Source organism: Pseudomonas sp. RGM2987, assembly GCF_022952855.1.
Lineage (GTDB): Bacteria > Pseudomonadota > Gammaproteobacteria > Pseudomonadales > Pseudomonadaceae > Aquipseudomonas.
In genome coordinates, this window is sequence record NZ_JALJDX010000209.1 from 1 (window position 1) to 20,393 (window position 20,393).

General features: G+C 61.2%; 23 protein-coding genes. 10 read left to right on the forward strand and 13 right to left on the reverse strand.

The features are described from left to right. Positions 1-68 precede the first annotated feature (68 nt). A complete protein-coding gene (gene rlmF / locus RGM2987_RS18515) occupies positions 69-1,094 on the forward strand; it encodes a 23S rRNA (adenine(1618)-N(6))-methyltransferase RlmF (RefSeq protein WP_245144012.1) in 1,026 nt (341 codons plus the stop codon). A 274-nt stretch (positions 1,095-1,368) separates the two neighbouring features. On the opposite strand, the gene RGM2987_RS18520 is transcribed toward rlmF, so the two are convergent. Further along, on the reverse strand, positions 1,369-1,650 hold the full coding sequence (locus tag RGM2987_RS18520; RefSeq protein ID WP_053149369.1) for an HU family DNA-binding protein: 282 nt from the start codon (positions 1,648-1,650) through the stop codon (positions 1,369-1,371). Between the two features lie 393 nt (positions 1,651-2,043). On the opposite strand from RGM2987_RS18520, the gene yejK reads away from it, so the two are divergent. Both yejK and RGM2987_RS18530 read left to right on the forward strand, forming a co-directional pair. After that, positions 2,044-3,048, forward strand: coding sequence for a nucleoid-associated protein YejK (yejK, locus tag RGM2987_RS18525; protein ID WP_245144014.1), 1,005 nt, complete (start codon positions 2,044-2,046; stop codon positions 3,046-3,048). Then, positions 3,048-3,398, forward strand: coding sequence for a glutaredoxin family protein (locus RGM2987_RS18530; protein WP_245144015.1), 351 nt, complete (start codon positions 3,048-3,050; stop codon positions 3,396-3,398). Before yejK ends, RGM2987_RS18530 begins: the two co-directional genes overlap by 1 nt. 147 nt (positions 3,399-3,545) lie before the next feature. On the opposite strand, the gene RGM2987_RS18535 is transcribed toward RGM2987_RS18530, so the two are convergent. The 4 genes from RGM2987_RS18535 to RGM2987_RS18550 form a co-directional block, all read right to left on the reverse strand. Beyond that, the gene (locus RGM2987_RS18535) at positions 3,546-4,481 is read right to left on the reverse strand and encodes a glutathione S-transferase family protein (protein ID WP_245144016.1); all 936 of its coding nucleotides are present in this window, start codon (positions 4,479-4,481) and stop codon (positions 3,546-3,548) included. Positions 4,482-4,561: 80 nt separating this feature from the next. Beyond that, entirely contained in the window at positions 4,562-4,885 is a 324-nt protein-coding gene (locus RGM2987_RS18540; RefSeq protein ID WP_245144017.1) for a GIY-YIG nuclease family protein, read from the reverse strand. A gap of 40 nt (positions 4,886-4,925) precedes the next feature. Then, a complete protein-coding gene (locus RGM2987_RS18545) occupies positions 4,926-5,396 on the reverse strand; it encodes a nuclear transport factor 2 family protein (protein ID WP_245144018.1) in 471 nt (156 codons plus the stop codon). 86 nt (positions 5,397-5,482) lie between these two features. Further along, complete coding sequence (locus RGM2987_RS18550) at positions 5,483-6,787, reverse strand: CynX/NimT family MFS transporter (protein WP_245144019.1); 1,305 nt, start codon at positions 6,785-6,787, stop codon at positions 5,483-5,485. A 327-nt stretch (positions 6,788-7,114) separates the two neighbouring features. Between RGM2987_RS18550 and RGM2987_RS18555 the strand changes: the two genes are divergently transcribed. Both RGM2987_RS18555 and RGM2987_RS18560 read left to right on the forward strand, forming a co-directional pair. Then, entirely contained in the window at positions 7,115-7,426 is a 312-nt protein-coding gene (locus RGM2987_RS18555) for a type II toxin-antitoxin system MqsR family toxin (RefSeq protein WP_245144020.1), read from the forward strand. Then, entirely contained in the window at positions 7,423-7,905 is a 483-nt protein-coding gene (locus RGM2987_RS18560; protein WP_245144023.1) for a type II TA system antitoxin MqsA family protein, read from the forward strand. Before RGM2987_RS18555 ends, RGM2987_RS18560 begins: the two co-directional genes overlap by 4 nt. Positions 7,906-8,148: 243 nt before the next feature. Here the strand turns inward: RGM2987_RS18560 and RGM2987_RS18565 are convergent, their stop codons facing one another. The 4 genes from RGM2987_RS18565 to RGM2987_RS18580 all read right to left on the reverse strand — a co-directional run bounded on the left by RGM2987_RS18565 (position 8,149) and on the right by RGM2987_RS18580 (position 12,310). Continuing rightward, the gene (locus RGM2987_RS18565) at positions 8,149-8,913 is read right to left on the reverse strand and encodes an amino acid ABC transporter ATP-binding protein (RefSeq protein ID WP_042730176.1); all 765 of its coding nucleotides are present in this window, start codon (positions 8,911-8,913) and stop codon (positions 8,149-8,151) included. 10 nt (positions 8,914-8,923) lie between these two features. Further along, on the reverse strand, positions 8,924-10,021 hold the full coding sequence (locus RGM2987_RS18570; RefSeq protein WP_245144025.1) for an amino acid ABC transporter permease: 1,098 nt from the start codon (positions 10,019-10,021) through the stop codon (positions 8,924-8,926). Between the two features lie 10 nt (positions 10,022-10,031). Next, complete coding sequence (locus tag RGM2987_RS18575; RefSeq protein WP_245144027.1) at positions 10,032-11,213, reverse strand: amino acid ABC transporter permease; 1,182 nt, start codon at positions 11,211-11,213, stop codon at positions 10,032-10,034. A gap of 65 nt (positions 11,214-11,278) precedes the next feature. After that, on the reverse strand, positions 11,279-12,310 hold the full coding sequence (locus RGM2987_RS18580; protein WP_245144029.1) for an amino acid ABC transporter substrate-binding protein: 1,032 nt from the start codon (positions 12,308-12,310) through the stop codon (positions 11,279-11,281). Positions 12,311-12,782: 472 nt separating this feature from the next. Here RGM2987_RS18580 and RGM2987_RS18585 point away from each other — a divergent pair, with 472 nt between their 5' ends. From RGM2987_RS18585 to RGM2987_RS18605, 5 genes are all read left to right on the forward strand, one after another. Continuing rightward, positions 12,783-13,439 carry an alpha/beta fold hydrolase gene (locus RGM2987_RS18585; RefSeq protein ID WP_245144032.1) on the forward strand — a complete coding sequence of 219 codons (657 nt, stop codon included), beginning with the start codon at positions 12,783-12,785 and terminating at the stop codon, positions 13,437-13,439. 100 nt (positions 13,440-13,539) lie between these two features. Then, on the forward strand, positions 13,540-15,000 hold the full coding sequence (rhlB, locus tag RGM2987_RS18590; protein WP_245144035.1) for an ATP-dependent RNA helicase RhlB: 1,461 nt from the start codon (positions 13,540-13,542) through the stop codon (positions 14,998-15,000). 125 nt (positions 15,001-15,125) lie between these two features. Further along, the gene (locus tag RGM2987_RS18595; protein ID WP_245144037.1) at positions 15,126-16,079 is read left to right on the forward strand and encodes an ornithine cyclodeaminase family protein; all 954 of its coding nucleotides are present in this window, start codon (positions 15,126-15,128) and stop codon (positions 16,077-16,079) included. 55 nt (positions 16,080-16,134) lie between these two features. Next, positions 16,135-17,262, forward strand: a complete 1,128-nt coding sequence (locus RGM2987_RS18600) for an FAD-binding oxidoreductase (protein WP_245144039.1) — start codon at positions 16,135-16,137, stop codon at positions 17,260-17,262. Between the two features lie 101 nt (positions 17,263-17,363). Next, positions 17,364-17,990 (forward strand): PAS domain-containing protein, encoded by a 627-nt coding sequence (locus RGM2987_RS18605; RefSeq protein ID WP_245144040.1) that lies wholly within the window; start codon positions 17,364-17,366, stop codon positions 17,988-17,990. Positions 17,991-18,117: 127 nt separating this feature from the next. On the opposite strand, the gene RGM2987_RS18610 is transcribed toward RGM2987_RS18605, so the two are convergent. From RGM2987_RS18610 to moaC, 4 genes are all read right to left on the reverse strand, one after another. After that, positions 18,118-18,894, reverse strand: a complete 777-nt coding sequence (locus RGM2987_RS18610; RefSeq protein WP_245144041.1) for an ABC transporter substrate-binding protein — start codon at positions 18,892-18,894, stop codon at positions 18,118-18,120. Positions 18,895-19,162: 268 nt separating this feature from the next. Further along, positions 19,163-19,615 (reverse strand): molybdopterin synthase catalytic subunit MoaE, encoded by a 453-nt coding sequence (gene moaE / locus RGM2987_RS18615; RefSeq protein ID WP_245144042.1) that lies wholly within the window; start codon positions 19,613-19,615, stop codon positions 19,163-19,165. 3 nt (positions 19,616-19,618) lie between these two features. Further along, positions 19,619-19,861: a molybdopterin converting factor subunit 1 gene (gene moaD, locus RGM2987_RS18620; RefSeq protein WP_245144043.1), complete on the reverse strand. Its 243-nt coding sequence runs from the start codon at positions 19,859-19,861 to the stop codon at positions 19,619-19,621. Further along, entirely contained in the window at positions 19,858-20,331 is a 474-nt protein-coding gene (gene moaC / locus RGM2987_RS18625) for a cyclic pyranopterin monophosphate synthase MoaC (protein ID WP_245144044.1), read from the reverse strand. The genes moaD and moaC overlap by 4 nt, the downstream gene beginning before the upstream one ends. Between the last annotated feature and the right edge of the window lie 62 nt (positions 20,332-20,393).

The following is a 20,393-nucleotide window of genomic DNA, read 5'->3' on the forward strand; positions in this document are numbered from 1 at the left end:
CCTCAAGACCGTGCTGGATATGGGACAATAGCCGCCACTTTCTGAGCCACCCCCGAATCGACCTGCCCATGACCGCCCCCCGCACTCCCAAACCTGCCCGCCAGAAGCCCAAGCCAGCCGCCGACACCAAGGCCGCCGCACCGCGTGAAAAGGCCAGCCTGCACCCACGCAACCGCCACCAGGGCCGTTATGACTTCCCGGCGCTGATCAAGTCCACGCCCGAGCTGGCGAAGTTCGTGATCATCAACCCCTATGGCAAGGAAAGCATCGACTTTGCCAGCCCCGAGGCGGTGCGCGTGTTCAACCGGGCGCTGCTCAAATCCTTCTATGGCATCGCCCATTGGGACATCCCGGCGGACTACCTGTGCCCGCCGGTGCCTGGCCGGGCGGACTATGTGCACTTTCTCGCCGACCTGCTCGCCAGTCAAAATGGTGGGGAAATCCCACGGGGGGCGGCGGTGAAGGTGCTGGACATCGGCACCGGGGCCAACTGCGTCTATCCGTTGATCGGCCATAGCGACTATCGCTGGCACTTCCTCGGTTCGGAGATCGATTCGGTGGCGATTGCCTCGGCCAAGGCCATTGTGCAATCCAACGGTTTGAACAAGGTCATCGAGTTGCGCCAGCAAGCCAACCGCAAGCAGATCCTGCTGGGCCTGCTTGAGGCCAGCGAGCGGTTCGACCTGACGATGTGTAACCCACCGTTCCACGCCTCCCTGGAGGAAGCCACCCGCGGCAGCCAGCGCAAATGGCGTGCACTGGGCAAGGCCGATCCGAAACGCAAGCTGCCGGTGCTGAACTTTGGCGGTCAGGCCGCTGAGTTGTGGTGCGAAGGTGGGGAAGCCCGGTTCGTGACGCAACTGATCGGCGAAAGCGCGCAACTGGCCACGCAGGTGTTGTGGTTCAGCACCCTGGTGTCGAAGGCCTCAAACCTGCCAGCGATCCAAACCGCACTGAAGAAGGCAGGCGCACTGCACAGCCAGGTAGTGGAAATGTCCCAGGGGCAGAAACAGAGCCGCTTCGTGGCCTGGACCTTCCAGACGGAGGCGCAGCAACAGGCCTGGCGCCAGATGCGCTGGGTCCGCAAGGATTGAATCGGCAGAGCGCTCACTCCTGTGGCGAGGGAGCTTGCTCCCGCTGGGCTGCACAGCAGCCCCAAGACCTGGCACCTCGGTGAATCAGGCAGACCAGATTCAGCCTGCCTTGGGGTCGCTGCGCAACCCAGCGGGAGCAAGCTCCCTCGCCACAAAAGCCTCGCTATGATGCTTTGGCAAAGGGATTTATCCCCTCGCCACAGGCCACTTTATCCAAGGCAATAAAAAACCGCGCCCGGATTGCTCCATGGCGCGGTTTTTTACTAAAGCAGTCTTACTTGTTGACCGCGTCGGTCAGGCCTTTGGCCACAACCAGCTTGATCACTTTCTTGGCAGCGATTTCGATGGCAGCGCCAGTCGAAGGGTTGCGGCCGGTACGGGCAGGACGCTCGGTGACTTTCAGCTTGCCGACGCCTGGCAGGGTGATTTCGCCACCATTTTCCAGCTGATCGGCAACGATTTGGCCCAGTTGGTCCAGCAGTGCACGCACGGTGGTTTTCGGCGCGTCTACAGCTTCAGCCAAATCAGCGATCAGTTGGTCTTTAGTAAGAGCCATGTAGTGTTCCTTCCCTATCAAATTCATGTGGATTGCAGAGTGCAGTGTCAGCCATCGAGCCAGATCGCGTGATCGGGCACCCTCGGCAATCACCGCGACGGATCGGGGTAATAGATGCCGAAAACCGGGTTTGGTTCGACCTGACAAATGCTGAATGCACGCTTAACGCAGTGACTTCGCGTAAGACCGGGCAAAACTAGCACAATGCCTTTGAAATATCCGCTTCCAGCTACCCATTTGGTCAGCTTTCTTGCGCTAAAACGGTAAAAAAATGCATATAGGGGGGCGGACGGGTCCGAAAGGGCCTTTGCCGGGTTCCAAAACCAGTGATTGCGGTACACTGGGCCTTTTTCGGGGAGCGCGCCCTCCTCTCTTTCATCAGCCGAGAAATCCATGCCGATCCGTCATTGCATCGTCCACCTGATCGACAAAAAACCCGACGGCACCCCTGCTGTGCTCCATGCTCGCGACTCCGAACTGGCAGAGTCCACGGCCATCGAGAACATGCTCGCCGACCTCAACGAGAGCTACAACGCCAAACAAGGCAAGGCCTGGGGCTTTTTCCATGCCGAGTCCGGGGCGCATCCGTTCAGCGGCTGGCTGAAGGAATATCTGGAAGGCGGCAAGGACTTCACCGCCTTCAGTCGCGTGGCGGTGGAGCACCTGCAAAAACTGATGGAAGAGTCCAACCTGTCGGTGGGCGGCCACGTGCTGTTCGCGCATTATCAACAGGGCATGACCGACTACCTGGCGATCGCCTTGCTGCACCACAGCGAAGGCGTGGCGGTGACCGATGAGCTGGACGTGACCCCGTCCCGCCATCTGGACCTGGGCCAGCTGCACCTGGCGGCGCGGATCAACGTCTCGGAATGGCAGAACAATAAACAGTCCAAGCAGTACATTTCGTTCATCAAGGGCAAGAATGGCAAGAAGGTCTCGGAGTATTTCCGCGACTTCATCGGCTGCCAGGAAGGCGTCGACGGCCCCGGCGAGACCCGTACCCTGCTCAAGGCCTTCAGTGATTTCGTCGAAAGCGAAGACCTGCCCGAAGACGATGCCCGGGAAAAGACCAAGACCCTGGTGGATTACGCCAGCAGCCAGGCCAAGCTGGGCGAACCGATGGGGCTGGAAGAATTGTCCGAACTGATCGACGAAGATCGCCCGAAAGCCTTCTACGATCACATCCGCAACAAGGATTACGGGCTGTCGCCAGAGATCCCGGCGGATAAACGCACCCTTAACCAGTTCCGTCGCTTCACCGGCCGCGCCGAAGGGTTGTCCATCAGCTTCGAAGCACACTTGCTCGGCTCCAAGATCGAGTACGACGAAGAAGCTGGCACGTTGATCATCAAGGGCTTGCCGACTTCGCTGACTGATCAGCTCAAGCGGCGCAATTGATGTTCGGCGGGGTCCTGAAGAAGTTTCTGCTGATCCTGCTGGTCGTGGTGGCGTACCAGAACTGGGGCAAGGTCGAGCGGCTGTTCAACCCCTCGCAGATGGTTTCGCAGCAGATTCGCAGCAACGCCCGCGTCGTGCTGTACGCCACCGACTGGTGCGGCTACTGCAAGGCGACCCGACGGTTCCTCGATGAGAAAGGCGTGCCGTTTCGCGAGTTCGATATCGAGAAGGACCCTGAGGCGCGCAAGGCTTATGAAGCCTTGGGCGGGCGCGGGATTCCGATCCTGGACGTGAATGGCACGTTGATTCGTGGGTATGAGCCTGAAGGCATTCTCAAGGCGTTGAAGTAGTCGGACTCGTTGGGATGATGGCGTGTCGACTGGGCCGCCTTCGCGAGCAAGCCCGCTCCCACAGGGTTGCACCCAATTCAGTGTGGGAGCGGGCTTGCTCGCGAAGACGGCTTCACATTCAAAAAAGATACTTGAGGCTGCCCTCGATCAGCACGCCTCGATACGAAACCCAAGCCGCGGAAAGTGCACATGCAGCACCCCGCCGCGTGCGTCCTCGCGGCGCAGGATCAGTTCTTCACGCCCGGCAAACAACAATTCCCCGGCCACCGGATCGACACCGTAGTCGGTCGCGCTAATACTCACCTGCTGCCCCTGGGCAAAGCCGTTTGGCTCGTCGAACGCCTCGTCCGGCAAGGCTGCGGGCGTGGCACTGTGCGCCACTTCCAGGGCTTCTTCGGCGTTCATCGCGCTCGACGCGCCATGGCCGAACCCCAGCACCCGACCCAACCAGGCCGAAACAGCCGGATACGCGTCCACCAGGGGGGAGGTGACAGGCGTGCCCTTGAGAAACCACAGCGGGTGCGCCATGGCAAAGTCGGCAATCGACGGATCGCCCAATAGAAAGTCGCCCTCCTCGCGCTGCAGTTGCTGCTCAAGACGAGCCATCATCGTTGGCCATTGATGCCTGGCCTGCTCAGCCGACAACCGCGTTGCGCTGCCGCCACTGAACAATCCGGCGCGGTCAGCGATAAACGCCTTGACCGCCTCGGGCGGCAGCTTGGCGAAGCGCACGGCCATGGACTCGGGCTGGAACACCAGGCTCACCGCATGCTGGAACACCACGGAATCGGCCCAGGCCGCAAAGGAGGCCGCGAGCATCTCCCGACCTTCGGGGAATAGTGCCGGGGAGGCTTTTTCCTGCTCCAATCGGCGGGCAATCAGCGACGTATCGCAATAGATGTCCGCACCGACCTGCAACACCGGCGTCTTGCGGTAGCCGCCGGTCAACGCCGTCAGGTCGGGCTTGGGCATCATTGGCGGGATGTTTACCGAACGCCAGGACAGGCCTTTGAAACCCAGCAACAGGCGGGCTTTCTCGGCGAAGGGGGACGTTGGGTAATGATGCAGAATCAGTTCTGACATGGGATCGGCCGCTGCAGGAATGAAGTCTTGCAGCTTAGCGCGCCCCCCATGGACTAGCCTACCCGCATGATGAGGGTGTATCAGCGCGACTGATGAGGCGCCGGCGCGCTCGCCACCAGGCATTCCTTGGCGCTTTTCCTGAGCTTCTTGATCAGCCGTTCCTGGCGAAGGGCTTCGCCCTTGTCGCGACAGGCCTCGGTATACACCAGCGCCACGGCTGGGCTGGATAGAAAGAAGCGAGCGCCTTTGCCACTCTGATGCTTGGCGAAGCGCCGCACTGGGTCATCGCTGATGCCGCAGTACAGCGAGCCGTTGGCGGCCCGCACCAGGTAGACGAACCAAGGCTTGCCCGGTTCGGCTGGGTTTTGGGCAGGCAGTTCGGAAGGTTCGTGAGTGGTCGTCACAAGCGGGTCAACAGATGCGCAGAAACAAGCCGCGATCTTATCAGCGACTGGCCTGGAATGCCCGCAGCCCTTTGAGCGCCTGGGCCCGCACGGCGTTGCGCACCAGCGGCGTCCAGCCCAGCAGCAGGCCCTTGGTGCCCAATGCCTGACGCGACCAGCGCCACAGGTCGAAGCTGTCGTGGTGCTCGCAGATCTTGCCGTCGCGAAAAACGAAGCGCGCCTGGATGTCATTGATCACGACGTTGCCGGTCTGGCTGAACAGGTAGGTGGCGACCCAGTGTGCGCCGCCGGTACGCTCGTCACTGCGCACGTTATCGAAGGTCAGGGAGAAATCCTTGGCCCGCGTGGTGAGCATGCGCCACATGTCGCCGGCATCGCGGCCACGTAGTTCACCGAACGCCGGGTCGCTGAACACCACGTCAGCGGTGTAGCAGTCACTCATGGCTTCGGCGTCCAGTCGCTGGAAGGCCTGGTAGAAACGGGTGATCAGGGCGTTGTGGGCATCGCTCATGGGCAGGCTCCGGAATCATTTCAGTAAGGCTGCACGATAATCTGCCGCCGCGCGGAAGACTATCGTCATTCGCCATGAAAATGATATCAGCGAAGCGGCTCGACTCTTTCGCTGCTGACGCCCACGTACAACGCCCGGCCTGCGCCGAGGCCAGCGATGATCGCACCCAGGCCGATCAGGCCGAAGATCCAGCCCAGGGCATTCCAGCCACCAGTCAGATCGTGGACCACCCCCACCGCGAACGGCCCGAGCGACGCCAGTGTGTAACCGAAGCCTTGGGCCATGCTGGACAGGTTCGCCGCCACATGGGCATCGCGCGAGCGCAACACGATCAGTGTCAACGCCAGGCTGAAGGTCGCGCCCTGCCCCAGGCCCAACAGGATGGCCCAGCCCCAAAGGCCATCGATGGGCGCATAGAGGCAACCGAACAAACCACCCAGGGTCATGAGCATGACGATCACGATGGCCGGCCGCTGGTCCTTGCCGCGGGTCGCCAGCCAAGGGGCAGTAAGAGAGCTGACCAGTTGCACGATGACCGAGCCGGACAGCACCAGTCCGGCCTCGGTCGGGCTCAGACCACGACCGATCAGGATCGAGGGCAGCCAGCCGAAGACGATATAGGCCAGGGACGATTGCAGCCCCATGTACAAAGTCACTTGCCAGGCCAAGGGATCGCGCAGCAAGCCACGGACCCTGTATGCCACCTGATGGGCCCCATGCTTTTGGCCCACCTGCGGCAACCAGAACACCGCCGCCAGCAGCGCCGGGACCATCCAGAAACCCAGCCCCAGGGTCCAGTCGTCGCCCAACTGTTCGCTCAATGGCACCGTTGCCCCCGCAGCCATCGCCGCCCCCAGGCACAGGGCCATGGTGTAGACACCGGTCATGGCTCCGGCCTGCTTGGCGAAGTCACGCTTGACGATCCCCGGTAACAGTACGCCGATCACGCCGATGCTCGCACCGGCCAGGATACTGCCGGCGAACAGCCCGACCTGACCGAACGAGCTACGCAAGACGATCCCACCGGCCAGGGTCAGCAGGATCCCCAACACCACCCGCTCAGCCCCGAAGCGCCGCGCCAGCACTGGCGCCAGCGGCGCGAACAGCCCCAGGCACAGCACCGGCAGCGTGGTCAGCAGACCGGCCTGGGCGGCTGACAGCCCAAGACTCCTGGACACTTCGCTGAGCAGCGGCGCCATGCTCGACAATGCCGGACGCAGGTTCAGCGCCACGAGGATCAGCCCAAGCAGCAGCAACCATGGCCGGCGCACCAGCGGGTGGCTCTGTTGGGCCTGCTCGTCGTCGACTTCGGCATCGATCAGCAGTTCTTCAAGGTCGCCGGCGCGTTGCGGCGCGGCCTGGGCAATAGGGTCAAGCGAATCGCGGGACATGGAAAGCTCTGGATCAGGGTTCATTGATCAACCATCAGCAGCGGGCTTGACCCGTTGCGGATCAAGTCGGACACGGATTGATGACGAGGGATGATGCTGAGGCGTCGGTCGCGATTGCGCACCGATCGCGCTGGAAAAATAGCGGTACAGCACGCTGAGTGCCGGTCGGGCGGCGGTGAAATCACAATCCGAATTTTCTGACATGTTAGTCAGCTTCATGTAGGACGGCAACCGCCTACGGTCAATGGGAGGCAAACGAAGCAACATTTTCGATTGGTCAAAATTACCCTATAAGGGTAGTTTTAGCGACAGGGTTAAAAGCTTCTTATGGACAAGAACACACCTCACTACGATCTGGCGGTGATCCAGGCAGATGTCCGGCGGCTCAAAGGAAACGCGTTCACCAGCACCGCCAAAAATACCGCATGGGCGCTTGGCTTGACGCTCGTCGACATGCAGGCGGTGGTGGCCGGGCTCCAGCGCAGCCAGTTCTACAAGTCGATGACGACCTATGACGATCATCGGATCTGGCACGACGTCTATCACCTGCACTCACATGATTTGCAGCTTTACATCAAGGTGACGTATCGCCCGAGCGGCGGCCCACCGGTGATTTCCTTCAAGGAGAAGAACGCATGAAAACCCAGCAGTGTTTCAGCTGTGGTGCCCCTCAGGGCATGTCGCATTTCGAAGGCCGTGGCGAAACCCTGGCCATCAAGGGACTGGAACGTCGAGTCGACGATTTGTCTGGCTGGGAGTGCCAGATGTGCGGGGAAGTCGAGTACGACGCCGACTGTTCGCAACGTCATGACCGCGTGGGCGATGAACTGGTCAATGCCGCCAGGAAGATGATCGGCGAAGAGTTGAAACGCGTTCGCCGCAAACTGCATCTGTCGCAAAAGGAGGCGGTGGCGCTGTTGTCCGGCGGCGGTCACAACGCGTTTTCCCGTTATGAGCGCGGTGAGGTACTGCCACCCAAGGCATTGATGCTGCTGATGCGCCTGCTCGACCGCTACCCGCATCTGCTCGCCGATGCGAAGACATTGGCGGAAGACGCCGACTTGAGGCAATTCAAGACGACGGTACACAAGGAGCACGAAACCCTCACGGCTTCCTGAGCATCGCCACACAAAAAATAAACCCGGAACAACGTCCCAATACCGTTCACTTAAGGACGTCACCGCCCCGTGGCGAGGGAGCTTGCTCCCGCTGGAGCGCGCAGCGGTCCCAAGCTTTTGAGGCTGCTACGCCCGAACGCGGAGCGGCCCAGCGGGAGCAAGCTCCCTCGCCACGACAAGTGATAAACCTTAAGTGAACAGCATTAGAAACAGCGTCCGGGTTTACTCACTGTTCAAAGTCGATCAATGCAGGATCTGGCTCAGGAACAGCTTGGTGCGGTCGTTCTGCGGATTGTCGAAGAAGTCGTTCGGCGCGGCCTGTTCGACGATTTCACCCTTGTCCATGAAGATCACGCGGTTGGCCACAGTCCGAGCGAAGCCCATTTCGTGGGTCACGCACAACATGGTCATGCCGTCTTCGGCCAGACCGATCATGGTGTCGAGTACTTCCTTCACCATTTCCGGGTCGAGTGCCGAGGTCGGTTCATCGAACAGCATGATCTTCGGCTTCATGCACAGGGCACGGGCGATGGCCACACGCTGTTGCTGACCGCCGGAGAGCTGGCCCGGGTATTTGTGCGCCTGCTCCGGAATGCGTACGCGCTCCAGGTAGTGCATGGCAATTTCCTCGGCCTTGCGCTTGGGCATCTTGCGTACCCACATCGGCGCCAGGGTGCAGTTCTGCAGGATGGTCAGGTGCGGGAAAAGGTTGAAGTGCTGGAACACCATGCCGACTTCACGGCGGATCGCTTCGATCTGCTTGAGGTCGTTGGTCAGTTCCACGCCATCTACCACGATGCGGCCCTGCTGGTGCTCTTCCAGACGGTTGAGGCAGCGGATGGTGGTGGACTTGCCGGAACCCGACGGGCCGCACAACACGATGCGCTCGCCCTGCTTGACGTTCAGGTTGATGTCTTTCAACACGTGGAACTGGCCGTACCACTTGTTGACGCCCTGCATCTGAATAATGCCTTCAGGGCTCACAGGCTTTTTGATTGCTTCACTCATGAGTCAACTCCTAACGCTTGTGGCCTGTGTCGAGCTTGCGTTCCAGATGCATGGAATAGCGCGACATACCAAAACAGAAAATCCAGAACACCAGGGCGGCGAACACATAGCCTTCAGTGGCCATGCCCAGCCATTTCGGGTCGGCGGCAGCTTGTTTCACGCTGTTGAGCAGGTCGAACAGGCCGATGATGATCACCAGGCTGGTGTCCTTGAACAACGCAATGAACGTGTTGACGATCCCCGGGATCACCAGCTTCAGGGCTTGCGGCAGAATCACCAGGCCCATGCTGCGCCAGTAGCCCAGGCCCATCGCCGCAGCCGCTTCGTACTGGCCCTTGGGAATGGCTTGCAGGCCGCCGCGCACCACTTCGGCCACGTAGGCCGACTGGAACAGGATCACCCCGATCAGCGCCCGCAGCAGCTTGTCGAAGTTCATGCCTTCGGGCAGGAACAGCGGCAGCATCACCGATGACATGAACAGCACGGTGATCAACGGCACGCCGCGCCAGAACTCGATGAACGTCACGCAGACCACACGGATCGCCGGCATGTTCGAACGCCGCCCCAGTGCCAGGACAATGCCCAGCGGCAGTGCACCGGCAATCCCGACGGTGGCGATCACCAGGGTCAGCATCAGGCCGCCCCATTGGCTGGTCGCCACGGCGTCCAGGCCGAACACGCCACCGTGCAGCAGGCACCAGGCAACGATTGGATACACCACCAGGAAGCTCAGGCCGTAGATCGCCTTGCGCGGAAAGCGCGAGATGAACAGCGGCGCCGCGCCGATCACGGCCAGCCACACGGTCAGGTCCACGCGCCAGCGCAGGTCCGCCGGGTAATAGCCGTACATGAACTGCCCGAAACGCTGTTGGATGAACACCCAGCAGGCGCCTTCCTTGGTGCAGTCGGCGCGGGTAGTGCCGACCCAGTTCGCATCCAGGATCGCCCAATGCAGCAGCGGCGGGATAATCAGGTAGATCAGGTAGAACGCGAACAGGGTCAGCAGCGTGTTGATCCAGCTGGAGAACATGTTGGCGCGCATCCATGCAACCACGCCGATGCTACTGCTCGGTGGGGGCATGTCAGGTTTGAAAGTATGAGTCGTCATGCGCGTTTCCTCACCGCTCGATCAGCGCAATGCGCTTGTTGTACCAGTTCATCAGCAAGGAAATGCTGATACTGATCGCCAGGTACACGCTCATGGTAATCGCAATCACCTCGATGGCCTGGCCGGTCTGGTTCAACACCGTACCGGCAAACAACGACACCATTTCCGGGTAACCGATACCGGCCGCCAGGGAGGAGTTTTTCGCCAGGTTCAGGTATTGGCTGGTCAGCGGTGGAATGATCACACGCAGGGCTTGCGGGATGATCACCTTGCGCAGGGTCGGACCGTTGCGCAGGCCCAGGGAGCGAGCCGCTTCGGTCTGGCCATGGCTGACCGACTTGATGCCCGAGCGCACGATCTCGGCGATGAACGCTGCGGTATACACGGTCAGGGCCAGAGTCAGGGCAAGCAGTTCAGGGATCAGCACCCAGCCGCCAACGAAGTTGAAGCCCTTGAGCTGCGGCATTTCCCAGTGCACCGGGGCACCGAACAGCAGCGCGCTCAATGCCGGGATCACCAGGAACAGCGCCAGGCCAACCCAGAATTTGTGAAACGGCTCGCCGGTCGCTTCGAAACGCTTGTTGGCCCAGCGAGCCATCAGCACGATGGCGACGATCGCCAGCACCACGCTGACGACAAACGGCCAGAACCCGTCCGCCACCAGGGCGGCCGGCATGTTCAAGCCCCGGCTGCTGACAAAGAAGGTATCGCCGAAGTTATGGGCGGCACGCGGTCCCGGCATGCTCAAAAACACCGCGAAATACCAGAACAGGATTTGCAGCAGCGGCGGGATGTTACGAAATACCTCCACATAGACGGTCGCCAGCTTGGAGATGATCCAGTTCTGCGACAAGCGCGCGACGCCGATGATGAACCCGAGGATGGTTGCCAGGATCACGCCGATGAAGGTCACCAGCAGCGTGTTGAGCAACCCGATGACAAAGACGCGGGCATAGCTGTCCGCCTCGGTGTAATCGATCAGGTGTTGGGCAATGCCGAACCCGGCACTGCGTTCCAGAAAGCCGAAACCGGAAGTGATGCCCCGGTGCTGAAGGTTGGTCTGCGTGTTGTCGAACAGATACCAGCCCAACGCGATAACCGCCACGACCGTGACGATCTGAAATACCCACGCACGCACTCGTGGATCGCTGAGGCTGAGCCTCTGCTTAGGTGCGCCGATTGAATTTTGCATGAAGTGCCCCGCAAGGAATGGAACAGAACATCACCCGGTGGTTGGCCCACCGGGTGATAGAACCATCAGCGCACTGGTGGTGCGTATTGGATGCCGCCAGCGTTCCACAGCGCGTTCAGGCCGCGGTCGATTTCCAGCGGAGTGCTCTTGCCGAGGTTGCGTTCGAACATCTCACCGTAGTTGCCGACTTGCTTGACGATCTGGACGACCCAGTCCTTCGGCAGTTTCAGGTCCTTGCCATATTCACCGTCGGCGCCCAGCATACGAGCGACGTCCGGGTTCTTGGTGGACTTGGCTTCAGCCTCGACGTTCTTCGAGGTCACGCCGGCTTCTTCAGTGTTGAGCAGGGCGTAGCCGGTCCAACGGACGATGGCCAGCCACTCGTCGTCGCCATTACGCACGACCGGGCCCAGTGGCTCCTTGGAAATGGTTTCCGGCAGAACCACGTAGTCCTTCGGCGAAGCCAGCTTGCTGCGCTGGGCGAACAGCTGGGACTTGTCGGAGGTCAGCACGTCGCAACGACCGGACTCCAGCGACTTGGCGCTTTCATCGGAAGTATCGAACGTGATCGGGGTGTACTTCAGGCCGTTGGCGCGGAAGTAGTCGGACACGTTCAGCTCGGTGGTGGTACCGGCCTGGATGCAGATGGTTGCACCGTCCAGTTCCTTGGCGCTCTTCACACCCAGCTTGTTGTTCGCCAGGAAGCCGATGCCGTCGTAATAGGTGATGAAGCCCGGGAATTTCAGGCCCATGCCCGCGTCACGGGAGCTGGTCATGGTGGAGTTGCGCGAGAGTACGTCGATTTCGCCCGATTGCAGCGCGGTGAAGCGCTCCTTGGCGTTCAACTGGCTGAATTTGACCTTGGTCGCGTCGCCGAAAACCGCAGCCGCCACGGCGCGGCAGAAGTCAGCGTCGATGCCGACGATCTTGCCGGTCGAATCAGGCACCGAGAAACCCGGCAGGCCATCACTTACACCACACTGTACGAAACCTTTCTTCTGCACGGCGTCCAGGGTTGCACCCGCCTGCGCGAACCCGCTCACACCAAGTACAGCTGCTGCGGTCACGACAGCCAGGGTGGATTTCAGTAACTTCATTCAAACCTCCAGTTTTGCTCTTGTTGTGTCGGAGCTTGAGTCCTGTCGCACCCTTTTGGGGCATTGCCGACCCTCGTTGGCTTTTTTTAGGGTCAACCGACGTCTGGACCTTCGCTATGAGTCTATTAATGAGGACATACACCCTTGGCGGCTGCCCCCACTTCTCACCAATCGGCCGAACGGGCTGTAGCCCTTCACGTTCGCGAAGCCCGTAGCGGCTATTGGCGAACATCCATCACCGGATTTCTGATATCCCATGCGTCGCGTCGAACTGATAGTGTTACCGCGCAGCGTGAGAATCATCTCTCGGTTACCCCATAGCAAAGCCCGTACCAGACCGCTGCGCTTGGCCCATGTAAAACACGTCAAGACAAAAACTTTCAACTTTGCGACATCTAATTAACTGAGGCACCGGGCACGCACCGCAATCACGCACTGATTGGGCGCACCCGCACAGATTTGGAGCACAACCATGACCGACCCCTTGATTCTCGAGCCCAGCGGCACCGTTGATGCGTGCGTTATCTGGCTCCACGGCCTGGGTGCTGATCGTTATGATTTCCTGCCCGTAGCCGAAATCCTGCAGCAGACCCTGCTCACTACACGTTTCGTTCTACCCCAGGCATCGACCCAGCCAGTAACGATAAACGGCGGCTACGCCATGCCCAGCTGGTACGACATCCGCGCCTTGAGCCCCGCGCGCGCCATCGATGAAGCGCAACTGGAGGCCTCGGCGCAACGGGTCATTGACCTGGTCGAAACCCAGCGAGCCAGCGGAATAGACGCCTCGCGGATTTTCCTGGCAGGCTTCTCCCAAGGCGGTGCGGTGGTTTATCACACGGCCTTCGTGAAATGGCAGGGTCCGCTGGGAGGCGTGATCGCGCTGTCCACTTATGCGCCGACTTTCAGTGACGAGCTGCAACTGTCGGCCAGCCAGCAACGTGTTCCAGTCCTGGCGTTGCACGGGCAGTACGACGAAGTGGTACTCAACCCAATGGGCCGGACCGCAAAAGAGTATCTCAAGCAGCATGGTGTCACCGTGACATGGCAGGAATACCCAATGGGCCACGAAGTGTTACCCGAGGAGATTGGAGACATCGGCACCTGGTTGACCGAACGATTGCGCTGAAGGGCGTTTCGCCCACGTCCCAGCTGTTGATGAACACACTACGCCGCGCCCGTTTCTTGCATTACACTGGCCGGCGTACATTCCTTAACCAATCGATGAGATGACCGTGCTCAAAGCACTCAAGAAGATGTTCGGTAAAAGCGAGGCCGAGCAACTCGCTCCCGGCGCCCACGCTCCCGCCCCAGGCCCGAACCACACCGAAGCGCCCCATCAATCGCGCCGACCGGCCCCCGTTGCAGAGGCCAGGAAAGAGGCCGCCGCCGAGCCCGACGCGGCGCCGCAAAAGCCACGCAACGAAGCCTCACGGCCACGCCGCGAACGCGCTCCGAAACCGCCGGTCGTCGCCTGGAAACTGGAGGACTTCGTCGTCGAGCCTCAGGAAGGCAAGACCCGCTTCCACGATTTCAAGCTCGCCCCAGAATTGATGCATGCCATCCAGGACCTGGGCTTCCCATACTGCACGCCGATCCAGGCGCAGGTGCTGGGCTACACCCTGGCCGGCAAAGACGCGATCGGTCGCGCCCAGACCGGCACCGGCAAGACCGCCGCGTTCCTGATTTCCATCATTACCCAACTGCTGCAGACCCCGCCGCCCAAGGAACGCTACATGGGTGAGCCACGGGCACTGATCATCGCGCCGACCCGCGAGCTGGTGGTACAGATCGCCAAGGATGCCGCCGACCTGACCAAGTACACCGGCCTGAACGTCATGACGTTCGTCGGCGGGATGGACTTCGACAAGCAGCTCAAGCACCTCGAAGCTCGCCACTGCGACATTCTGGTCGCCACGCCGGGCCGCCTGCTGGACTTCAACCAGCGCGGCGACGTGCACCTGGATATGGTCGAAGTGATGGTCCTGGACGAGGCCGACCGCATGCTCGACATGGGTTTCATCCCCCAGGTTCGCCAGATCATTCGCCAGACCCCACCGAAAAGCGAACGCCAGACCCTGCTGTTTTCCGCCACCTTCACCGAAGACGTTATGAACCTGGCCAAGCAGTGGACCACCGACCCGGCCATCGTCGAGATCGAAGCCGAGAACGTCGCCAGCGAAAACGTCGAACAGCACATCTACGCGGTGGCCGGCGCGGACAAGTACAAGCTGCTCTACAACCTGGTCAACGACAACGGCTGGGAGCGGGTGATGGTGTTCGCCAACCGCAAGGACGAAGTGCGGCGTATCGAAGAACGCCTGGTGCGCGACGGCGTCAACGCCGCGCAACTGTCCGGCGACGTGCCACAGCACAAGCGCATCAAGACGTTGGAAGGCTTTCGCGAGGGCAAGATCCGCGTACTGGTGGCCACCGATGTTGCCGGTCGCGGCATTCATATCGATGGCATCAGCCACGTGATCAACTTCACCCTGCCGGAAGTCCCGGACGACTATGTGCACCGCATCGGCCGTACCGGTCGCGCCGGTGCCGAGGGCGTGTCCATCAGCTTCGCCGGCGAGGATGACTCCTATCAGTTGCCGTCCATCGAGGCGCTGCTGGGGCGCAAGATCAGTTGCGAAACGCCACCGACCCATCTTTTACGGCCGGTCGAGCGCAAACGCTCCTGACGTTCGTCGCAAAACAGCAAGCGCAGTCCGAGTGGCTGCGCTTTTTTTTGCCCGGGATATTGCTCGAATAAACTAAAAGTCCATAATAGACAAATTAGTTTAATAGCACCACCCCGGAGTCCACGATGCCCAGCACGCCCATAGTCATGACCCAAGCCCAGGCCCGGGAACTGCTCGCACACGTCGATGTGCCGCAAATCCTGCGCAAGCTGTTTCGCGACCTCGCCGCCGGTCAAGCGGTGCAACCACCGCAGCAACTGGTGGCGTTCCCCCAGGGCGCCGGGGACTTCATCAACTACCTGGGGGTGTTGGCTGAAGACCAGGTGTACGGGATCAAGACCTCGCCCTACATCGTGCGTGAACAGGGCCCGCTGGTGACCGCCTGGACCTTGCTGATGTCGATGCAGACCGGGCAGCCACTGTTGCTGTGCGATGCCGCCGAGCTGACGACCGCCCGCACCGCTGCCACCACCGCTGTTGCTGTCGATGCCCTCGCCCCGCCGCAGGCCCGGCGTCTGGCCGTCATTGGCAGCGGCGCAGTGGCGCGCGCTCACGTGCAATACGTCAAAGGCTTGCGGGACTGGCAGTGCATCAACCTCTATTCTCCCGGCCTGAAGGACAAATCGGTGGAGGCGCTCGCCTTACTCACCGACCTCGACCCGCGCCTGCAAATGGCCGAAAGCCTGGAAGCCGCAGTGCGCGACGCCGATGTGGTCATGCTCTGCACCTCGTCCGCCAGAGCGGTACTCGACCCGCAGGTCCTCGGCAAACCGGCACTGATCACCTCCATCAGCACCAACGCCCCGCGCGCCCACGAGGTGCCGCCGCAGAGCCTGAACGACATGGAGGTGTTCTGCGACTATCGTCAGACCACGCCGGGTTCGGCCGGGGAAATGCTGATCGCCGGCGAACAGCACGGCTGGGACGCATCGCGCATCGTCGGTGACTTGCCGGAGCTGCTCAGCGAACGGGTCGCGCGGCCCCGCTATGAACGCCATGTGTTTTTCCGCTCCATTGGACTGGGGCTGGAGGACGTTGCGCTGGCGAATGCGCTTTATCGGTTAAACGTTCAAGACTGATACCACTCGATCCCACAGGTTCAACGAACTCCCGCACGCGCTTCAGGAGAGCTTCATGACCCCAGCAGACTTCATCATCATCGGCGGCGGTATCGCCGGTGCTTCCGCCGGTTACTGGCTGGCGCCCTATGGCCGGGTCATTGTGCTGGAGCGCGAATCCCATCCGGGCTATCACTCCACCGGGCGTTCGGCGGCGCTGTACACCGCTGCCTACGGCACCGCGCAGGTACGGGCGCTGACCCAGGCCAGCCGGGACTTTTTCGACGCCCCGCCAGCGGGTTTCTGTGAGCATCCGCTGCTGACCCCTCGGGGCGAAATGACCGTCGACTTCACCGGCGACCCGGTGGAGCTGAACAATCAGTACCTGAGCGCCAGGGCCACGGTGCCGCAGATGCAGCTGCTCAGTGCCGAAGAAGCCTGCGTGCGGCTGCCGATCCTGCGCCGGGACAAGGTCCACGGGGCGATCTACGACCCAACGGCCTGCGACATCGACACTGACGCGCTGCACCAGGGCTATCTGCGCGGAATTCGCCGCAGTGGCGGCGAAGTCCACACTGACCACGAGGTGGTAGGCTTGAGCCGCGACGACCAGGGGCTGTGGCAGGTCAAGACCGCCGGCCAAACCTTCAGCGCGCCGGTGCTGATCAACGCCGCTGGCGCCTGGGCCGACCAGGTCGCGAAGATGGCCGGTGCACGCCCGCTGGGCCTGCAACCCAAGCGACGTGCCGCCTTCATCTTCGCCGGCCCCGACGGGGTGGACATCCATGACTGGCCGATGCTGGTGAGCCTGGACGAATCCTTCTACATGAAGCCCGACGCCGGCATGTTCCTCGGCTCGCCGGCCAACGCCGACCCGGTGGAGCCTCACGACGTGCAGCCGGAAGAACTGGACATCGCCATGGGCATCTACCAGATCGAAGAAGCCACCACCCTGACCATCCGCCGCCCGACCCGCACGTGGGCCGGGTTGCGCAGCTTCGTGCACGACGGTGATTTGCTGTGCGGTTTCGATCCGCAGGTCACCGGCTTGTTCTGGGTCGCGGCCCAGGGCGGCTATGGCATCCAGACCTCGCCGGCCATGGGCCAGGCCAGCGCGGCGCTGGTGCGCGGCGAACCGTTGCCCGAGGCGCTGGCCCGCTTTGGCCTGAGCAGCGCAATGCTCTCGCCCGAACGCCTGGGTTGACGCACCGGGTAAACGCTACGCAGGTGACGCATCGCCACGATTGCGGCACACTCCCCCGCGCCCCTGTTCCACGGGGCGCTGACGCTGCCTGGAGCCCTGTCATGAACGCCCCGCAACCCGACCCGGCGCTGGAAAACTTCCGCACCATCGCCGACGCCATCGCCACGTTGTTTTACCCTCATGCCGAAGTGGTACTGCACGACCTGCGCACGCAGAAAGTCGACTACATCGCCAATAACCTGTCCAAGCGCGAGATCGGCGACGACTCGTCCCTGGAAGACATGCTCAGCGAAGACGTCAGCGAACGTAACATCGGGCCCTATGAAAAACTCAATTGGGACGGGCAGAAGATCCGCAGCCTCAGCAGCGTCCTGCGCGATGCCGAGGCTCGCCCGCTGGCGGTGTTGTGCATCAACCTGAACATTTCTCTATTCGAGAACGCCAAGGCCGCCCTCGACCTGTTCCTGTCACCCGGCAAGTTGATTCCCCAACCGGATTCACTGTTCCGCGATGACTGGCAGGAACGGATCAACACCTTCCTGCACGCCTGGATGCGCGAACGTCAGCTGAGCCTGAATCTGTTGACCCGCGATCACAAACGCGAGCTGGTGCTGGCGCTACACGCCGAAGGCGCGTTCAAGGGCAAGAGCGCCTCCAACTATGTGGCGAATGTGCTGAACATGGGGCGGGCGACGGTTTACAAGCATTTGAAGGAGTTGAAGGGCTAAGATTTGCATTGCCTGGCCTGACGCTTTCGCGAGCAAGCCCGCTCCCACACTGGATCTTAATTGGACACAAAAAATGTGTTCGACGCAGATCCCCTGTGGGAGCGGGCTTGCTCGCGAAGACTATGTTTCAGTCGCCATAGATATCCGACTTGAAATACTTGGCCTGGATCCGCTGATACTCCCCACTGGCCCGAATCCCGTCGATGGCCTTGTTCAGATCCGTCACCAACTGGGTATTGCCCTTGCGCACCGCAATCCCCGCGCCTTCACCGACGTACTTCGGGTCCTTGAGTTCCGGGCCGACAAAAGCGTAGCCCTTGCCCCGGGGCATCGACAGGAAGTCTTCCAACGGAATGGTGTCCGCGAATATCGCGTCCAGGCGACCGGACGCCAGGTCCATGTAGATTTCTTCGTTGTTGCTGTAGCGCTTGACGATCACGCCCTTGGGCTCGAGGACTTCAGTGGCGTAGCGATCAGTCGTGGTGGCCCGTTGCACACCCACGGTCTTGCCCTTGAGGCTGGCGTACTGGTCATCGACCATCGCGCCTTCCTTCATTACCAGGCGCGACGACGTGAAGTAATACTTGTGGGTGAAGTCCACCGATTTCTTGCGCTCTTCGGTGATGGTCATGGAGGACAACGCCAGGTCGATCTTCTTCACCTTCAACGCTGGAATCAGCCCATCGAACTCACCTTCGACCCATTTACACTCGGCCTTCATCTGCGCGCACAAGGCGTTGCCGATGTCGTAGTCGAAACCGACGATATTTCCTTCCGAATTCTTGGACGCGAACGGCGGATACGCCGCCTCGATGCCGATGCGCAGAGTCTTGTCGGCGGCGAACAGATAGCTGGAGGCCAACAGGCTCAAGGCCAGGCCGGTGATGAGGGGAAGTTTGTTCATGACGTTCTCTCGCGGGGTTGTTGTTGGTTTGGCAGAGAAAAAAGCGTGCAAGGATATTTTGTACTTATAAATCCATACTGGACTTTAATGTACATGTCGTCAATGAGTCAGGCAGGGGAATTGGATGGGAGGAGGATGGCCTATTCGCGAGCAAGCCCGCTCCCACAGGGGAACTGTGTACTGGGTAAAACCCAAATCACTTGTAGGAGCGGGCTTGCTCGCGAATGCTGCCTGGCAGACGCCAGATAGTTACCAGCCAGACTACCGATTACTGCTTCCAGCGATCCGCCGCCGCATGATCACTATCCCGCCCTTCCACCCAGCGCGGCCCATCGGCGGTGTTTTCCTTTTTCCAGAACGGTGCGCGGGTCTTGAGGTAGTCCATGACAAAGGCGCAGGCGTCGAACGCCGCCTGGCGATGGGCGCTGGCTGCAGCGACGAAGACGATCGGCTCGCCCGGTTCCAGGGCGCCGATGCGGTGCAGCACTTCCAGCTTGAGCAGCGGCCAGCGCTGCCCGGCCTCGGTGGCGATCTTGGCCAAGGCCTTTTCGGTCATGCCCGGGTAGTGCTCCAGGAACATCCCGGACACATCGAGGCCGTCGTTGAAGTCCCGCACGTAGCCGACAAAGCTCACCACCGCCCCCACCCCGACGTTGGCCGCATGCATCGCGTTGACTTCAGCGCCCGGGTCGAACGGCTCGGCCTGTACACGAATCGCCATGGCTCAGCCTCCGGTCACGGTGGGGAAAAACGCGACTTCGTCACCGTCGGCCAGGGGCTCATCGAGCTGGCACAGGTCTTCGTTGCGGGCGCACATCAGGTTTTGCTCCCTGAGTACCTCGGCCCCCTCACGCTGGGCAAGCAGCGCACGCACGTCATCAACCGTGGCGAAGTCGCCTTCCACCGCAACCGAGTCCACGCCCAGCGCCTCACGGTAACGGGCAAAGAATTTCACGGTGATTTTCATTGTGCATCCGCCTGGAAGTGGCCGCTCTTGCCGCCAAGTTTCTCCAGCACCCGCACGCCCTCGATGGTCATGCCCCGGTCGACGGCCTTGCACATGTCGTAGATCGTCAACGCGGCGACGCTGGCGGCGGTCAGGGCTTCCATCTCCACCCCGGTCTGTCCCGACAGTTTGCAACGGGCAACGATGCGCACCAGGTCGTCCCCTGCGGCGTCGAGCTCGACCTTGACGTTGGTGAGCATCAGCGGGTGACAGAGCGGAATCAGGTCGCTGGTCTTCTTCGCAGCCTGGATACCGGCGATGCGCGCCACGGCGAACACATCGCCTTTGGGATGACCGCCGCTGACGATCATCTGCAGGGTGGCGGGCAACATGCGCACAAAGGCTTCGGCCGTGGCTTCACGGAACGTCACGGCCTTGTCGGTCACGTCGACCATATTGGCGCGACCTTGGGAATCGAGATGAGTCAGCACAGGGTTACTCCTGATGAGGAGTGTCGATTGTAAACCTGTGGGTCAGAAACCGGCACGCCTGA

Excerpts from the sequence above, each read along its gene's own strand:
- rlmF (WP_245144012.1), top strand. The coding sequence starts at position 69 with ATGACCGCCCCCCGCACTCCCAAACCTGCCCGCCAGAAGCCCAAGCCA.
- RGM2987_RS18520 (WP_053149369.1), bottom strand. The coding sequence starts at position 1,650 with ATGGCTCTTACTAAAGACCAACTGATCGCTGATTTGGCTGAAGCTGTA.
- yejK (WP_245144014.1), top strand. The coding sequence starts at position 2,044 with ATGCCGATCCGTCATTGCATCGTCCACCTGATCGACAAAAAACCCGAC.
- RGM2987_RS18530 (WP_245144015.1), top strand. The coding sequence starts at position 3,048 with ATGTTCGGCGGGGTCCTGAAGAAGTTTCTGCTGATCCTGCTGGTCGTG.
- RGM2987_RS18535 (WP_245144016.1), bottom strand. The coding sequence starts at position 4,481 with ATGTCAGAACTGATTCTGCATCATTACCCAACGTCCCCCTTCGCCGAG.
- RGM2987_RS18545 (WP_245144018.1), bottom strand. The coding sequence starts at position 5,396 with ATGAGCGATGCCCACAACGCCCTGATCACCCGTTTCTACCAGGCCTTC.
- RGM2987_RS18550 (WP_245144019.1), bottom strand. The coding sequence starts at position 6,787 with ATGTCCCGCGATTCGCTTGACCCTATTGCCCAGGCCGCGCCGCAACGC.
- RGM2987_RS18555 (WP_245144020.1), top strand. The coding sequence starts at position 7,115 with ATGGACAAGAACACACCTCACTACGATCTGGCGGTGATCCAGGCAGAT.
- RGM2987_RS18560 (WP_245144023.1), top strand. The coding sequence starts at position 7,423 with ATGAAAACCCAGCAGTGTTTCAGCTGTGGTGCCCCTCAGGGCATGTCG.
- RGM2987_RS18565 (WP_042730176.1), bottom strand. The coding sequence starts at position 8,913 with ATGAGTGAAGCAATCAAAAAGCCTGTGAGCCCTGAAGGCATTATTCAG.
- RGM2987_RS18570 (WP_245144025.1), bottom strand. The coding sequence starts at position 10,021 with ATGACGACTCATACTTTCAAACCTGACATGCCCCCACCGAGCAGTAGC.
- RGM2987_RS18575 (WP_245144027.1), bottom strand. The coding sequence starts at position 11,213 with ATGCAAAATTCAATCGGCGCACCTAAGCAGAGGCTCAGCCTCAGCGAT.
- RGM2987_RS18580 (WP_245144029.1), bottom strand. The coding sequence starts at position 12,310 with ATGAAGTTACTGAAATCCACCCTGGCTGTCGTGACCGCAGCAGCTGTA.
- RGM2987_RS18585 (WP_245144032.1), top strand. The coding sequence starts at position 12,783 with ATGACCGACCCCTTGATTCTCGAGCCCAGCGGCACCGTTGATGCGTGC.
- rhlB (WP_245144035.1), top strand. The coding sequence starts at position 13,540 with ATGACCGTGCTCAAAGCACTCAAGAAGATGTTCGGTAAAAGCGAGGCC.
- RGM2987_RS18595 (WP_245144037.1), top strand. The coding sequence starts at position 15,126 with ATGCCCAGCACGCCCATAGTCATGACCCAAGCCCAGGCCCGGGAACTG.
- RGM2987_RS18600 (WP_245144039.1), top strand. The coding sequence starts at position 16,135 with ATGACCCCAGCAGACTTCATCATCATCGGCGGCGGTATCGCCGGTGCT.
- RGM2987_RS18605 (WP_245144040.1), top strand. The coding sequence starts at position 17,364 with ATGAACGCCCCGCAACCCGACCCGGCGCTGGAAAACTTCCGCACCATC.
- RGM2987_RS18610 (WP_245144041.1), bottom strand. The coding sequence starts at position 18,894 with ATGAACAAACTTCCCCTCATCACCGGCCTGGCCTTGAGCCTGTTGGCC.
- moaE (WP_245144042.1), bottom strand. The coding sequence starts at position 19,615 with ATGGCGATTCGTGTACAGGCCGAGCCGTTCGACCCGGGCGCTGAAGTC.
- moaD (WP_245144043.1), bottom strand. The coding sequence starts at position 19,861 with ATGAAAATCACCGTGAAATTCTTTGCCCGTTACCGTGAGGCGCTGGGC.